Here is a 14,830-nt window from a genome sequence, read left to right as displayed (position 1 = left end):
TCTAAAAACAATCTTTTTTTCTAAATTACACTTTCTTTCGGAAAGTTAGCTGCCTTTTGCTATAAGGAGCCGAAAAAAGCAGCCCACACAAGTATATTTATATAAAACCGGGAATTGTTAAGACCAACTTTCCCATTGTCCTTCCGGGTCAATGGATGCAAGCCGAATCCATCCGTTTTTCACTTTTTGCTGAAAGGAATGATCGTGGTACAGCATCCGTTTTACATATTCCCTCGGTGCTTGGATGACCACCAGCAAACGTAGTGGCTCATGATATGGCTCTTCATCTGATTTCATTACAGACTGCCAGGGAAGTCCGGATAGTAAGTCACTGGCGTTTCCCTGCATGACCCCTAGACCAGCTGTCACGGTTTGGGTTGTTTTATTCCCACTTCCATAATAGTGAGGGGCAACTGTAGATGCATAATATTGAAGGTTAATCCATTGAGCTACCGTTGCCGGACCAGAAATAATGTTTGCGAGAATATCACCGTTTTTATCCTTCTTCCAGTTATAATTATTGAGGAAAACTCTTCCACCCAGATTGCATCCTTTGGTCAGCCGGCGTTCCCCGATGATAAACGCAGCGTTGCGCGCCAAGCCCCATTCCGGACGTACCTCACTCCAATCTTCAGAAAGCCGCTGTGCCTCAGCCTTCGGATTTTTACAATAGGTTCCGAGATTTGTCAATAGCGGAATCCGATCGGCATTGGCTTCCTCACTCACCTTTGGCAACTCGGCTTGGACACGATTAAAAGCTTCCTTAGCTTCATCTGATAGTTCTGGAACGTAAATCCAACGCAATTCATCAAGTGTGGTAATATGCTCAGCAGCTGCAAAAACTGTATTTTTCGGAATGATTATTCCCTCTGTTTCAAGGCTCTTCCTTACGGTTTCCAGATTACACATTGTTGCCAGCACTCTTGCATTGAATCCGCTTGATGCTCCTCCACATGCTCCGCAGTCGAGTGAGGAACTATATGGATTGTTCGTGCTGTGACTTCCATGCCCACAAATAACCACTAGTGGAGCAAAATGATCGGTGAGTCCCATCATTATTAGAGCCTGCCGTACATAGTGTACTTTTTCTTTCACCGAAAAGCCAATTGGCAGAACTGTTTCCGATGTTCGCATTTGGTCAAGCGAGAGTTCCGTGGATGGTTTACGCAGCCATCTTTCTTGCAATTCCCTTAATGTCCTGCCTGCACTCCGAGGTACAAAACTGCGAGCCAGCGTTTGCAGGCTGAGCCAAGGACCGCTAATTTCCGGCAATACCATACTGGAAATCAGATGATGTTTCATCGTATTAAATGTATAACTTATTGAACTGACGACATGATGCCGTTGTTGATAGAATTCAGACTCCAGTGAAAACTCTTTTATTTTGTATTGCGGTTTATACATTACAGGCAAAGAGTTATGCGTGTGGTTACTGCCAAGCTCGCAGGTTTCAATTGGTAGTCCGAAAAAGCCTGCTGTTCCAAAAGTCTTAAAATCTCCTCCTCTTTCAAGTTTGCTGCGAAAAGACTCTGAACGAACATCAATGCAAAATACAAACTGAGCCAGTGCCGGCTTTATGTTTTCTTCCTTCTCTGCCGGCCATTGGGATGTAAGCATCTTCTCTAATTGGTCTTCATATGTTTTTTCCCATGCTTCAAGCCAAAGTCGATTGCGTAGAATCTTATCAAAACGATATGCAAGGGTCAAATATGCCTTTATTTCTGTGGATGATAACTTTGACCAGCCATTGATTGGCAGGTTCCCCCATTCCGCCCAGGCTTTAATCAATGGTTCTAAATGTATTTTATTATTTCTTTTTTCAGGCAAGGGAAGAAAGGGTTTAATTAAAGCCCATTCCATCGAAATTCGGACAGCTAAATAGTCAAGCAGCAGCGAACTTTCTTCGCTTGATTGCTGCGAACGCCAAAGCATCATGCCACTCCAACCCGGTAAAGCAAGCAAATGCGCTTCAAAATAGTCCTGAATTTCTGAATGTCTAATGTCGAGTGCAAGTAAAACTTCCATTAAGGCTGCATCAGCTTCTTCTGGCAAATCACTTAGCTCTTTACGTACCTTACGGCTAAGTGTCGGGTCGTACTGAACTAATTTCCGCCACGCACGATAGAAACCCTCTTCACGATTTGGCATGGACCAGACAGCTTGGGACTCATCAAGAAACAATTTACACCACTTAATAATATCGCAGTTAAGATCGTGAGCTGCATTTACCCTTCTCAACTGTTCCAAGCGCTGGCTATATGTTTTGATTGTATGTTTTTTGGTCATTTGTAATGTAAAGTGATTTAGTTTTTTTGCCATGCTTTTTAATTCAGGTTCTTCGAAAGTGCTGGAAGATAGTTGATTTTGAAAGAGTGCAGCTCGGCAAAACCGCTCTGCGACCTCATGCGGCAACTCCAAAGATTGTGTGTTTAGCCAATGTTGAAGTCCATTTTCTAAAAAATCCCGATGAATCTTGCCCCGTTCCCACGCAGACTGAAAAACGGAGTCACTAGGAAAGATATCTATATCACAAGTATCTTTGAGCCAGTGAGCCGTCTTTTCAAACGTTTGTCCCTCCAAGCCTGCCCAGGGGTTACGTGCTGCAAATGTGTTAAGAGGCCCGAGCGGTGCAATAACGCTGCTTGCGGATTTTACCAGGTCATTAAGATTAAAATCAAGACTATCAGGAGACTTTTCCCAATGTAATGTTTCTGCTAATGTTGAATTCATCGTAAATGACCTCCTCTAAAGAATGATTGTGTCAAATACTTAGGATGACTTTCGACCAAATTATTTTGAGGCTCACCCAATCGTACTAGCCAAAGATAAATAACAGCATAGGCAGCTGATGAACGATGACGAGCAAGCCATACACCTGCAGCACTACCAGTCAATAAAAAAATCAGAAGTAAAATGGCTGCCGGTTCTGATGGTTGAATTCCCTTCGGGATTGAATTTTGTAATACACCCTTAAAAACTTCATGTATGAAATTATATACAATTGCAGCTATTACAAATAAAGTACATCCTGCAATCCGCGCGATATGTCCAGATCCAAAAGCAACAAGCTGGGTCCAGGCTAATGAAATTGACCACCCTAAGGTAAGAGCGCTTATTAATTGATAAATCTCACCAGCAGAAGATATCCAAAGACCAAGTGCCGTCAGAAGACCTAAAATCCCGCCTGTGATTGTCCATAATAATGACGATGGCTGGTTCGAACCAGATGTTGACTCCTTTTGATGATGAAGCACAGAGCCAGCCTGTAAGAAAAGAGTTGACTTAAATAGACCATGTAGGACAGCGTGGATAATGGCTGCCAAAAAAGCACCTAATGCACATTGGATTAACATGAACCCCATCTGCGAAATTGTAGACCCAACCAACTGCCGTTTATAATCAACCTGGACCAGCATAATTCCGGTACCTATCATTACTGAAATACTAGACAATACAAGTAAAACGATTTGGGCAATATCTCCACTAAAAAGCGGTGAGAACCTAGTCAAGATAATTCCGCCTGCATTCACTAATCCAGCATGCATTACCGCAGATACAGGCGTTGGAGTTACTACTGAATGCAATAGCCAGCGTTGGAAGGGCCATTGTGCTGAAGGAATTACGACAGTCAAGATTAGCATCAAGCTAATACAAGTTCTTTCCCATAAATCAAGATGTGTAAGACTGCTTTTGGTGAGGACAATTGACAACTGCCAATGCCCGGTAGCTTGGGTTACCCAGATGACAGCTCCCAACAGGATAAGCCAGCCTATTGCAAACAGACGTCCTGATTGTTTAGCTGCGTTTCTAGCAACACTCCACTCTTTATTTAATCCTATCAGCAATATTAGCCCCAGGAGTGTAGCCCCCCAGCTAATCAGCAACAGGCGAAGATCATTACTAAGCCAGACAACTGAATCAGCAGTAGTAGTAATGGTCAGTAAGGCAAAATATTTCCGATAGGAACGATCACCCAAAAAGTAACGAAAAGAATAGCGCTGCACGATAAAACCGATGGTAAGGACAAACAATACCAGCATCCATGATAGGGCATCAAGTCGCCAGGGGCCGTAAATCATGGTCCCTTTGGTCGCAACAAGGGCTAGTAGGGCAGCGGCTGGAGGCAGCAATGTGATACCGATATGAATCCGAACAAAAGACAGTGGAACCCTTGGATATAACAGGAACAGTCCACTGAGCACCGATATCGTAAGCAATATAAAAAATATTTCTGGCAGGGAATTTAACATTTTTCTCCCCTCCCTCGATGGACAGAATAAACCAACATTCTAAATATCAGACTTTGACCGATTTTCCTCATTACACTACATTCCTTTCTGTTTAATTTTAAAAAAACAAAAAAACCGACAATTTTTAAGGATAATGGTCAAAACCATTAAACTTTGAAAATTGTCGGTTTACTTTTAACGGGCCATTCGGGCCTTTTAATAGTCTACCTATTATGTAATATGATTTTCATTCCTAAGGAGGTAGATTTACAGATTACCTCTTTGTTAGAGATTTACTTTTTCATAAAATCAATACATAGTTAAACCTTATGCTAAAGTAATCTATTTCATCAGGAAAACATTTAATCAATTTATTTATGAAAAAAATTTTACTATTAGAGAAACATTATGTCAAGTTGAAATTTGGTACAAACTTACTGGGTCTTCGAGCAATTCGCTATATCTTTCATACCAAATTTTTTTCGCAATTATTGTCGACGGTGATAGTGCCTCTTTCATCGGTTCTTTTATAATGTTTTTCATAAACTATCAGATTCGCATAAACCGCTTCTAAAACTGGAACTGGAAATGTCCCTTTTACGGGCGGTCTCTAGGAGGTATCCTTGCAAATGATCAGCTTCAATCGGAAGTGATTTTTCCATATCGCGCTGCATGGAAGCCTTCATCATGTATCCTAATCCATCAAATTGGCTTAAAATTCGCTGTTCAATATCATTGGGCAGCGGAGCATCTAGCCGTTTCATCACAGAAACAATTTCATTTAATAATTTGCTGATCGTCGCTCTCCCGCTGCGGCTCTCACGAATTGGGCCGATTGGCGCCCTCAATAATGTTGTGATTCCTGACAATGTTGTAATAAATAAATATTTCTCCCAAAGATCTTGAACAATTTTTTCACTTAACCGATAGTCGGTGTTTGATCCGCTAAAGGCATCCTCAATTCTTATAATTCTTTCAGATCTTTCCCCGCATAATTCGCCAAATACAATATCATGTTTGGACTTATTTTCCGCCCTTCTCTTTCTAGAAAGGTAACATCGAGCTCCTTTTCGGCTAAACGGCCACCAAAATATCCACCGACTGCACCTGCACCAACTACCAGTACTCTCATCGTATACCCCTCCCTACTAGAAAACTCTTATAAATCTAGTATAAGGGATGTGCATTCACACTGCTGTAATAAAAATGGTTTTTCCGTGACACAGCTCTAATCCCCTTTCAGGATTGCAAAGCAAGAATGTTTGTTAGACTATATATATGTAACTTTTCATAGAGAGGGGAATCATTTTGGACAAGTCAAAAGGAATGCTTGAAGCCGAAATAAGTAAAGCTTTAACTCATTGGGAAAAAAGCTATCTTGGACGTGGGTCAATATCTGTTAAATCAGATATCTTACAAGACATGGTGATTGTTACGTTACATCGTATACTAACTCCTGCTGAATATTCACTATGCAGCAATAAAGAGGGAAAGTTATCTGTAAAAAGGAACCGAAATAGTTTGGTAGAATCAGGCCAGGAAGACTTAAAGGAAATTATCTTAACAATAACAAAGCAAGAGGTAGTGAGTTTTCACACAGATATTAGTACAACTACGGGAGAACGAGTAATGATCTTTAAACTTTCAAGTGATTTAGAAAACAAATTAGCATAAAAGGGATACCTTGGAAATTTTTGCACATATCGTTTTTTCTGCATATTGTTTAGATGAATGGCTTTTAGCACTAGCGCCGTTCCACAATTTGGTTCTGCTACATATTTTATTAGATAATTTAAAAGGGGAAAAGTGTATGATCAACGTTTTATTTATATGCCTGGGGAATATTTGCCGTTCACCGATGGCCGAAGCTTTGTTTCGACACTTAGTCAAAAAGGAAAAATTGACAAATAAAATCGCAGTTGATTCCGCTGCAACCAGTTCTTGGCAAATTGGCTTCCCTCCGCACGCAGGAACTCTTGAAATTCTAAAGAAATATAAAATCTCTTCAGATGGGCTTATTGGACGCAAACTAAGAAAAGAAGACTTTTGGAGATTCGACTATATTATTGGTATGGACAAAAACAACGTAAAAAATATTTACAGAATAACAGGCAAGCCTAATCATCCAAAGGTCATTAGGCTACTCGACCTGACCAAATACAGGAAAGATATCCCCGATCCATTTTTTACAGGTGATTTTGATGAAACCTATCGTCTTGTTTCAGCAGGGTGCAGGGCATTACTCAATAAAATACGCAAAGAGCAAAACTTATAACAAGATTGTCCATAGATAGGGCTCAAATCTTCGGGATATATTGAGTGCGGTTTTGTAAATAATATGATTGTTAATCCATAAATTGAATTGAGGAGGACTAGAATGCAAAAGGATCAGCAGCCTAAAGAGAATTTAAATTCTATTATGAATCCAGAATTTGCCGGAACAAATGCACAAAAAGTAAAACAAGAAATTCAAAAAGATATAAGCGCAGGACAAGGTGCAATAACTTCCCGAGAGGCAGGAGCCATGCGCGATTAATAAAAAAAAATAGTAGTGCAAGAAGATAGAACCAGGCAGTTTACTTAAGACCTGGTTCATTTTTATTGGATATGGGTATTTCTAAAATTACCTTTGTTCCTTTTCCGGGTAAAGCGATAATAGAGAACTCACCACCAACAGATCGAGCCCGTTCATCCATACTAAACAAACCTACTCCAAGGGTCTGCTTCTCTACATCAAACCCTACTCCCTTATCTTCTACCATGACCCTAACTAGATCATCCATTTCTCTTATCGTAACTGATGCTTCGGAAACTTCCGCATATTTCCGTATATTGGTTAATGCTTCTTGAATAATACGATAGATGGTCAATTCAATACTAATCGATAAACGCTGGTTTAATACACAATCAAAAAAGACATCTATATTGTAATGGTCGGAATAACGCGATAGAAAAGATCGGATGGCTGGGACTAGACCAAGATCATCAAGAACAGATGGACGCAGTTCCCACGAGATTTCCCTTATCTCTTCAATCAATTGCGCAGCTTCCTCCTGCATCTGCAACAATAATGGATGATCAAGTTCAGACATTAATCGATTAATCGTAATTAAATGACTATAAAGATTTTGGCCAATCCCATCATGTAGATTACGTGACAAACGTTTCCGTTCTTCTTCCTGAACATCAATAATGGAGCTCATCATTTTTTGAAGCTCCTCTTCGACACGCTTTCTTTCGGTAATTTCATAACGAATGGCTACATATTGATAGGGCTTTCCTTTTTCATTTAAAAACGGAACAATGGTTGTATCAACCCAATAATAGGTCCCATCTTTGGCTTTATTTAGAATCTCGCCCTTCCAGACCTTCCCACCTCCGATAGTTCTCCACATTTCTTTGAAAAAATCCCTGGAATGATAACCTGAATTCACAATTCGATGGTCATTACCAATGAGCTCTTCCCGTGAGTATTTCGAGATATAGCAAAACTGGTCATTCACATATGTAATCGTACCACTCGAATCAGTTATAGCGACAATGGAAGATTCATCAAGGGCAAACTTATAATCCATCAGTTCATTTCTCGTTTGCTTTATATCCATGATACTTTAACCCCCTGATCTAAAATCCATGTAATCCTTTAATATTTGTTCCAAAGCTTCAGCTGATTCTTTAACCCATTCTTGCTCCGTTTCGCTGAAAACGCTAGAATCACGGTTACCCGCCAGTAATACACCTTTTGGTGCACCATTAAAAAATATAGGAACGGCATAACAAGTATTCAGCTTTTCGGCAAGAGCGATTGGATAATCTGTCACTTTTCCTGTTGCTTGATGAGGGAAATTAGCCATTTTCATTGGGACTCCCGTTGAGATGACTTTTCCAGCTATTCCTTTTCCAAAACGAACGGTAATTAATTTATATTTATCATTTAAATTACCAACCGCATAATGCCACCTTACATCCGGCCCCACTCGATTTTGAATGGCGAGACCAACAAAATCACAAGAAGCCTGTTCCTTTAATTGATCACAAACTTTTATAACCTCTGGCAAGTCATTGATCTCCATCATCCCAGGCTCCCCTTATATCCCATAACCTAAGAGCCCTTTTTTCACTGCGTACTCCACAAGCTCTGGCCGGGTCTTCATCTGCAGTTTCTCCATTACTTTACCTTTGTGGGTCTCCACGGTTTTTACACTAATGACTAACTGCTCAGCTATTTCCTTGTTTGAGTAACCCTTTGCAATAAGAGTAAGCACTTCTTGTTCACGGTCAGATAACAGATGGTAAGTATCATTACTATCCTGCTTGACACCCGATAAGTATTCTTCCATTAAACGTTTCTGTGCTGCTGGGTGGAGGTACGCATCCCCATTTGCCACCGATTCAATGGCAGACATTAACTCGGCATGTGGTGCACTTTTTAAAATACAACCTGAAGCACCGCCTTCAATCGCACGGAAGAGGTACTCCTCATCATCATGCATAGTTAATATCAATATATTAACGGTAGGCATGAGTTTTTTTAACTCTGTGGTTGCTGAAAGACCGTCTTTTCCATGGGGCATGCTTAAATCCATCACGACAACATCTGGTTTCATTTTCAAGGCCTTTTTTATGCCTTCGTTTCCTTCCGACGCTTCGCCTATAACTTCCATTTCAGGATTGGTATTCAACAACATCTTTAACCCGCTTCTGACTACTGCATGATCATCAACTAACAGAATTTTTATCAATGATAAAATCTCCTTTATTTCAATAAGGGTAACGATAATTCAATAGATGTCCCTTCTCCTATTTTAGAAGATATCCTGCACTTACCGCCAGTTAGATGCATCCTTTCTTTCATTACCGCAAGTCCTGATGAAAGATGAGGGTGGTCATGTTCTTCTAGGTGAAATCCTTTACCAAAATCATGAATGGTAATCTTTAATTCTGTTTCTGTCCAAAGGAATATCATATTTGTTTTCGATGTGTCTGCATATTTCGCAATATTTGCCAGTGCTTCCTGGCAAACACGAAAAACAGCAATATTTGCGCGCTCTGGCAGGGAGGTCTCTTTACCAACTGATTCTAAGTCCACCAATATTCCAAAGGTAGAAGTATATAACTTAAGATAACTTTTCATTGCCGGAAGGAGCCCAAAGGTGGTTAAGGTTGGCGGATGCAATTCTACAGATAGTAATCGTATCTCCTGAATGGTCTTTTCAATTAACTGCGACATTTCACGCACATAACTTTTCATATTCTGCTCAGTTAACCCAGATTCCACAAACTGCAATCCTGTTAAAATACTATATAAATTTTGACCAACACCTTCATGCAGTTCTTGGGCAATCCGTTTAATCTCTTCTTCCTGTGAATCAATAATGTAAGAATTGATCTTTTGCTTTGACTGTAGTACATCCATTAAGGTTCCCCCCTTTCCTCTGTTTAACAATTAAAAAAGCCAGGTTCTTGTTAAAAGACCTGAACCTTTTTTACATTATAAGTTAATCCACTGTCCGCATCAAAAGCAGACCAGACTTCATCTGACCAGTTGACTTTACTTTTGGCCGGAACCGCAAAGAAATAGAAATCATCAATATAAAAACGAATGTGCGTTTTATCAGGACAATACTGAACTTTTTTGATAGTCTTCTTTACACTAGCGCCCCTGTCGCCTCCCTGTTCGTCCTGAATGAAAATTTCAACGGGGAGCCCTGTAAACCTTTTTACATCTTCTATATTAATGAGTTCCACAGCTATTACATCCTCTCAGAACAGGATAGATGAACATTTTATAGCCTTGCAGATACTCCCAAAATGCCTCTGCAGCATGTTCCTCAATAAATTGGATGGTCTCTTCTTCTGAATCCCAATTGCTCATCCCTTTAATCTCCGCCACGACGATTTCAATGCCTTCGCTTGTTTTTTCTTCCAAAAACCAATTTAATCGCTTCTTCGCAAAGGTTTGTTTTAATAATTCATCAATTTCATTTGCAAAACCGCCTGATGCTGGTCTTACGAAACAAAAATCAATATAAGTTTCACTAGTCATGGATATTCACACCTCTCTTATAAATAAGAAAGGCAGCCGGAAACAAAACGACGTTGATGACAGCAGCAATGATGGTGTTCGTATAATGTTGATAGAAGTATTGATGAACCATCCATTGTGTAAAAATAATATTTAGCATAAGTACAGCTAAAAGGAGTCCAACAGGTACATAACTACGCTTCATAACGTTTCACCCCCACGGCATAAACCGCACCGTTTTCTACTTTGACATATATTTCAGGAAGTGGGCGTCTTGGCGGTCCGGCAATTGGCTCACCTGTTTTGACATCAAATTTACCGTGATGACATGGACATAGCATCTCACCATCGTCCTTTTTCCAAAAAACAGGACAGCGCAAATGTGTACACGCATTTTGATAAGCCACGTATTTATTTTCAGACAGCCTGATTAAAATGGCGCTGTCGTGTTCACCAGGGAAAGCAAAATCAACAGCATCTCCCACTGGAAGTGCACTAACGTCAGTAATTTTGTGTTTTGGATACTTTTTGTCACTCAGACCTGTTAATTCCTTTGCCGCTATGGCCCCCCATGGAAGGGAGGATACAGCAAATACGCCCGCAGCCCCTACCAATGTTTTCATAAAACCACGGCGGTCCAGCTTTCTTTCATTATTTCTATTAATATTGTGTGTATAGTTATCTTCATTGAACGGGATTTTATTATTTTTACCTGTCATGTTAATCCCCCCTAAAACAATTTAGTGACGCCCTGAAGGATACCAGGAAGATTCACTTTAACATTTGTTTCGCCTTCTAAGTACGGCATACTTGTTACCCATTTACCATTATCAAGGTTAAATTGCCTTTGCTTTGCCTCAATTTCCTCATCTGTAAGCCATTGTAATGTATTGGAAGGACAAACACTCGCACACATAGGTGGAATTCCATCCTTTGAACGGTCGATACACAAATCACACTTATACATTAAATTCTGCTCGGTATCAAACTTAGGTATTCCATAAGGGCAGGCAATTGTACAGTTTTGGCATCCAATGCATTTTTCAACAAGAGCTGATAAAACCGCTCCTGTCTCATGAATTTGGATAGCCTGTGCGGGACAGCTCCTCGCACATGCCGGATTCACACAGTGTAGGCACATGAGAGGCATCGTTTGACGGTTAACAAGCGGGTTAACGTCATAAACATAGTTTCGATTTCGCTGCTCGTGCCCGCCGCATTGTGTACAGGCAGCCAAACAAGAACGGCACCCGATACAGTTTTCAAGTTCTAAATATAATCTCTTTTTCATTACTGAACCGCCTTTCTTGTAAGTTTTTCTATCTGCGCTGCACAAGCTTTAAATTCCGGCATCCTTGACATCGGATCAAGTGCGGCAATCGTTAGTAGATTAATAGATTTATCATGACCAAAATGGTAAGGCACAAAGACTGTGTCCTTCCGGATGGCCTCCGTAATTTTCACTTTATATTCCGCTTCACCTCTACGAGTATAAAGACGGACATATTCTTCATGATCAATATTGTATTTCGCTGCAGTTTCTGGGTGCACTTCTACATATGGCTCAGGGCACATATCCCGCAAGAATTGAATACGGCGAGTTTGATTTCCAGATAAGTAATGGAAGACAACGCGTCCAGTCGTTAAACGTAATGGATATTTTTCATCCGGTTCTTCTGCTGGCGGACGGTATGGCAGAGCGCAAATTTTTGCTTTCCCGTCTGGATGATAGAACTTTTTGTCTAGGAACATATGGGGTGTTCCAGGATCCTTTTCATCCCGACATGGCCAGAATACTCCGTCTTGCTTGTCAATTTTATCCCATGTAGCCCCATAATAATCAGCATAACCGCCCTTAGACGCGAATCGGAATTCATCTGCCACATCTCTAGCTGTTTTTAAATGGGAGAAGTACTTACCTCTTCCTAAACGTTCAGAAAGTTCCGCTTGAATTTGCCAGTCTGGCTTGGACTCGCCCAAAGGTTCTTGAGCTTTATTAATTTTAATAATACGACCTTCTAGGTTTGTAACCGTTCCTTCATCTTCTGACCATGTAACCGTTGGAAGAACTACATCTGCAAATTCGGCAGACTCTGAAAGATAGAAGTCGGCACACACCATAAAATCTAAGCCCTTTAACGCTTTACGTACAAAGTTTAAGTTTGGTGCCGATACAGCTGGGTTTGAGCAAAGTAAATATAGACCGCGAATGGTTTTTTGCTCCATTAATTCAAACATTTCATAGGCTGAAACACCCGGCTGCGGCATTTCTTCAGGGGTGATTCCCCATACCTTGCAGACTTCTTCTACATGCTTAGGGTTGGTTATTTTACGGTAACCCGGAAGTAAATCTGATTTCTGACCATGTTCACGACCGCCTTGCCCATTACCTTGACCAGTGAATGTAGCAACGCCTGATTTTGGACGGCCAATTTTTCCGGTTACCAGCGCCATATTTGTGTAGGCCGACACGTTATCGACACCTTTGTGCTGCTGCTCAATTCCACGGGCGAACATCACAACGGCATTTGGAGCTTTACCGTAGATTTCTGCGGCACGAATAATCTTCTCAACCGCAACACCGGTTAGTTCGCTAGTATATTCTGGTGTAAATTCTTTTACTAATTCCTTTGTTTCCTCAAAACCATTTGTATGGTTATTTACAAACTCTTCATCAGCATAACCGTTTTGGATTAATAAGTTTAGAATTCCATTAGCCAGCGCAAGGTCTGTTCCTGGTCGTAAGTCTAAGTGAACATCTGCTCTTCTAGCGATAGGAGTTTCACGTGGGTCAGCTACAATTAAGTAACCGCCTCTTTCTTGTACATTCCATACACGGAACATGGATGTTGGATGACATTCGGCTGTATTGCTTCCAGCTATAAATAAACAATCTGATTCATTAATATCTGTCCAAGGTAAAGTCGATCCACGGTCAACACCGAAAGACCGAAGGAAACCGCCGGCCGCACTTGACATACAGAATCGGCCATTATAATCGATATATCGTGTTTGCAGAGCTACTCGGGCAAATTTACCTGTTAAATAGCACTTCTCATTCGTCATTGATACACCACTGAATACGGATAATGTATCTTTGCCATATTCCGCTTGAAGTTCAATGAATTTCTTTGCGATTAAATCATAGGCCTCATCCCAAGTTGCCTCGCGGAAGCCTTCTTTCGTTCCCTTTAAGGAAGCATCGTCACGGATTAACGGTTTTAATATACGATCATTGTGGTTGGTTTGCTGGTAGGCAGTAACCCCTTTAGGACACATTTTTCCGACGGTAACTGGCCAATCATAGCGGGGTTCAACTCCGATGATTTTGTTTGTTTTCGTATCAACACGCAAGTTCATACCGCACTGCATACCGCAATAGCTGCAATGGGTTTTAACCAGCGTTTCATTTGGGTGACGTACATTTTCGATTTCTTTAAAAAACTTATCCCTTTGCATTTTGGTTTGCCTCCTTGACCTTTACTTGGTGTGTTGGGAATCCTGAGAATCTAGCAATACGATACTTTCTACGGCATGGCAGGCACAATTCAGCAAGATTAAAACCATCTTCCATGTTAAATTCCATGTGATTGACACCCAGTACATTGATGACATCGTTTGATTGTTCAACGGATACGAAATGATCTCCGCACACTTTACATTTTTTCATTTCTTGTTCACCGTAATGTTCACGGTAGTTTCTCGCAAAGACACTCATTGGGCGGAAAGGTATATGTGCTAACTTCCCGAATGGAAGGTAGATTAACGTTACAATAACTGAGAATTGGTGGATCAGTGACATTTGCGGCTGCATCCAGCCGTGTAATAATACGTTTTGTACTGTTAATAAAAGACCTGTAACAGAAATAAACAATAATAGATAAAGTGGTAAAAAGTCATACATGAATTTTTGTTCCGCTCTTGCTTGCATATTTTTCAAGCGGCGGTGCAGCGCCATACATACGCCTGTCGTAACCATAATCGCTGCAATATTTAAAGCATTGTAAGACATCCAAGCAATGATTCCATTTGCTTTTACAAGCATGATGTTCATTCCGAATAGTACGATGGTGTAGTATCCATTATCCTCCATCGTGAAGTACATCCAGCTGAATACAAGAGGGAAAGTAACGGCACAAGCTAGGAGACAGCCCCAGCCGATTAAGATATGCTGGGTCCATCGGTAAATTCCCCGATTGCGAATGAAATCGTAAATCGCTAAGTGATTCACAGCTGTCCTAGGGGTGTTTTTTCTAACTAACAGCTTTAACCCTTTTTTGATGATAATTTTGGTTGGGGGCCTTTCCCCCCATGCGATAAATCGATAGAAGAAACCGCCAATAAAGACGAGGGTTCCGACCATGTATCCGTATAGATTTAAGTCGATATGTGTAAACATTCTTGTTCCGATAAATGTTAAGATGACAAGTCCGACGATCGTTAAAAACATAGATTTAGCAAAGTGGGAAGCAAAAGCATCATTTAAGGAGCGCCCCTCTTTTTTTGTTTTTGCTAAAGTAGTCGATTGCATTGTCTTGATCCTCCTCCAAAAAAAATAACACTTCCGTTTTTCTTA

General features: G+C 40.6%; 17 protein-coding genes and 1 pseudogene. 3 read left to right on the top strand and 15 right to left on the bottom strand.

The genetic code is table 11. From position 1 onward, the window contains the following. Positions 1-117: 117 nt before the first annotated feature. From CVD27_RS08605 to CVD27_RS08595, 4 genes and pseudogenes are all read right to left on the bottom strand, one after another. The gene (locus tag CVD27_RS08605) at positions 118-2,730 is read right to left on the bottom strand and encodes a DUF2309 domain-containing protein (RefSeq protein ID WP_101647492.1); all 2,613 of its coding nucleotides are present in this window, start codon (positions 2,728-2,730) and stop codon (positions 118-120) included. Further along, complete coding sequence (locus CVD27_RS08600) at positions 2,727-4,250, bottom strand: NADH dehydrogenase subunit 5 (RefSeq protein WP_101647491.1); 1,524 nt, start codon at positions 4,248-4,250, stop codon at positions 2,727-2,729. Before CVD27_RS08600 ends, CVD27_RS08605 begins: the two co-directional genes overlap by 4 nt. A 390-nt stretch (positions 4,251-4,640) precedes the next feature. Beyond that, positions 4,641-4,772 carry a hypothetical protein gene (locus CVD27_RS28690; protein ID WP_257984307.1) on the bottom strand — a complete coding sequence of 44 codons (132 nt, stop codon included), beginning with the start codon at positions 4,770-4,772 and terminating at the stop codon, positions 4,641-4,643. Next, positions 4,768-5,361 (bottom strand): annotated as a pseudogene (locus CVD27_RS08595) (ketopantoate reductase C-terminal domain-containing protein); the annotation flags it as partial. The gene CVD27_RS28690 and the pseudogene CVD27_RS08595, both read right to left, overlap by 5 nt. A gap of 176 nt (positions 5,362-5,537) precedes the next feature. Between CVD27_RS08595 and CVD27_RS08590 the strand changes: the two are divergent. The 3 genes from CVD27_RS08590 to CVD27_RS27995 all read left to right on the top strand — a co-directional run bounded on the left by CVD27_RS08590 (position 5,538) and on the right by CVD27_RS27995 (position 6,765). Next, positions 5,538-5,903, top strand: a complete 366-nt coding sequence (locus tag CVD27_RS08590; protein WP_101647490.1) for a DUF2294 domain-containing protein — start codon at positions 5,538-5,540, stop codon at positions 5,901-5,903. Positions 5,904-6,039: 136 nt separating this feature from the next. Further along, the gene (locus CVD27_RS08585; RefSeq protein WP_101647489.1) at positions 6,040-6,504 is read left to right on the top strand and encodes a low molecular weight protein-tyrosine-phosphatase; all 465 of its coding nucleotides are present in this window, start codon (positions 6,040-6,042) and stop codon (positions 6,502-6,504) included. 102 nt (positions 6,505-6,606) lie between these two features. Then, positions 6,607-6,765 carry a hypothetical protein gene (locus CVD27_RS27995; RefSeq protein ID WP_180960202.1) on the top strand — a complete coding sequence of 53 codons (159 nt, stop codon included), beginning with the start codon at positions 6,607-6,609 and terminating at the stop codon, positions 6,763-6,765. Between the two features lie 40 nt (positions 6,766-6,805). Here CVD27_RS27995 and CVD27_RS08580 read toward each other — a convergent pair whose 3' ends face one another. From CVD27_RS08580 to CVD27_RS08530, 11 genes are read right to left on the bottom strand one after another with little or no spacing between them, the layout of a single operon-like run. Continuing rightward, on the bottom strand, positions 6,806-7,834 hold the full coding sequence (locus CVD27_RS08580) for a PAS domain-containing sensor histidine kinase (protein WP_101647488.1): 1,029 nt from the start codon (positions 7,832-7,834) through the stop codon (positions 6,806-6,808). 6 nt (positions 7,835-7,840) lie between these two features. Continuing rightward, positions 7,841-8,305 (bottom strand): GAF domain-containing protein, encoded by a 465-nt coding sequence (locus tag CVD27_RS08575; RefSeq protein ID WP_101647487.1) that lies wholly within the window; start codon positions 8,303-8,305, stop codon positions 7,841-7,843. A 12-nt stretch (positions 8,306-8,317) separates the two neighbouring features. Further along, complete coding sequence (locus CVD27_RS08570) at positions 8,318-8,971, bottom strand: response regulator (protein WP_101647486.1); 654 nt, start codon at positions 8,969-8,971, stop codon at positions 8,318-8,320. Between the two features lie 14 nt (positions 8,972-8,985). After that, positions 8,986-9,645, bottom strand: coding sequence for a sensor histidine kinase (locus CVD27_RS08565; RefSeq protein ID WP_101647485.1), 660 nt, complete (start codon positions 9,643-9,645; stop codon positions 8,986-8,988). 50 nt (positions 9,646-9,695) lie between these two features. Continuing rightward, the gene (locus CVD27_RS08560; RefSeq protein WP_101647484.1) at positions 9,696-9,977 is read right to left on the bottom strand and encodes a hypothetical protein; all 282 of its coding nucleotides are present in this window, start codon (positions 9,975-9,977) and stop codon (positions 9,696-9,698) included. Next, positions 9,964-10,275: a hypothetical protein gene (locus CVD27_RS08555; RefSeq protein ID WP_101647483.1), complete on the bottom strand. Its 312-nt coding sequence runs from the start codon at positions 10,273-10,275 to the stop codon at positions 9,964-9,966. The genes CVD27_RS08560 and CVD27_RS08555 overlap by 14 nt, the downstream gene beginning before the upstream one ends. Further along, the gene (locus tag CVD27_RS08550) at positions 10,268-10,459 is read right to left on the bottom strand and encodes a hypothetical protein (RefSeq protein ID WP_101647482.1); all 192 of its coding nucleotides are present in this window, start codon (positions 10,457-10,459) and stop codon (positions 10,268-10,270) included. Before CVD27_RS08550 ends, CVD27_RS08555 begins: the two co-directional genes overlap by 8 nt. Further along, positions 10,449-10,973: a Rieske (2Fe-2S) protein gene (locus CVD27_RS08545; RefSeq protein ID WP_101647481.1), complete on the bottom strand. Its 525-nt coding sequence runs from the start codon at positions 10,971-10,973 to the stop codon at positions 10,449-10,451. Before CVD27_RS08545 ends, CVD27_RS08550 begins: the two co-directional genes overlap by 11 nt. Before the next feature lie 11 nt (positions 10,974-10,984). Next, positions 10,985-11,545 carry a 4Fe-4S dicluster domain-containing protein gene (locus CVD27_RS08540; RefSeq protein WP_101647480.1) on the bottom strand — a complete coding sequence of 187 codons (561 nt, stop codon included), beginning with the start codon at positions 11,543-11,545 and terminating at the stop codon, positions 10,985-10,987. Beyond that, positions 11,545-13,713 carry a molybdopterin oxidoreductase family protein gene (locus tag CVD27_RS08535; RefSeq protein ID WP_101647479.1) on the bottom strand — a complete coding sequence of 723 codons (2,169 nt, stop codon included), beginning with the start codon at positions 13,711-13,713 and terminating at the stop codon, positions 11,545-11,547. The genes CVD27_RS08540 and CVD27_RS08535 overlap by 1 nt, the downstream gene beginning before the upstream one ends. Continuing rightward, positions 13,700-14,785 (bottom strand): hypothetical protein, encoded by a 1,086-nt coding sequence (locus tag CVD27_RS08530; RefSeq protein WP_101647478.1) that lies wholly within the window; start codon positions 14,783-14,785, stop codon positions 13,700-13,702. The genes CVD27_RS08535 and CVD27_RS08530 overlap by 14 nt, the downstream gene beginning before the upstream one ends. Positions 14,786-14,830 lie beyond the last annotated feature (45 nt).

This window comes from Neobacillus cucumis (assembly GCF_002860255.1).
Lineage (GTDB): Bacteria > Bacillota > Bacilli > Bacillales > Cytobacillaceae > Neobacillus > Neobacillus cucumis_A.
Note: the sequence above shows the minus strand (reverse complement) of the source record. Positions and strands in the feature narration are given on the sequence as shown.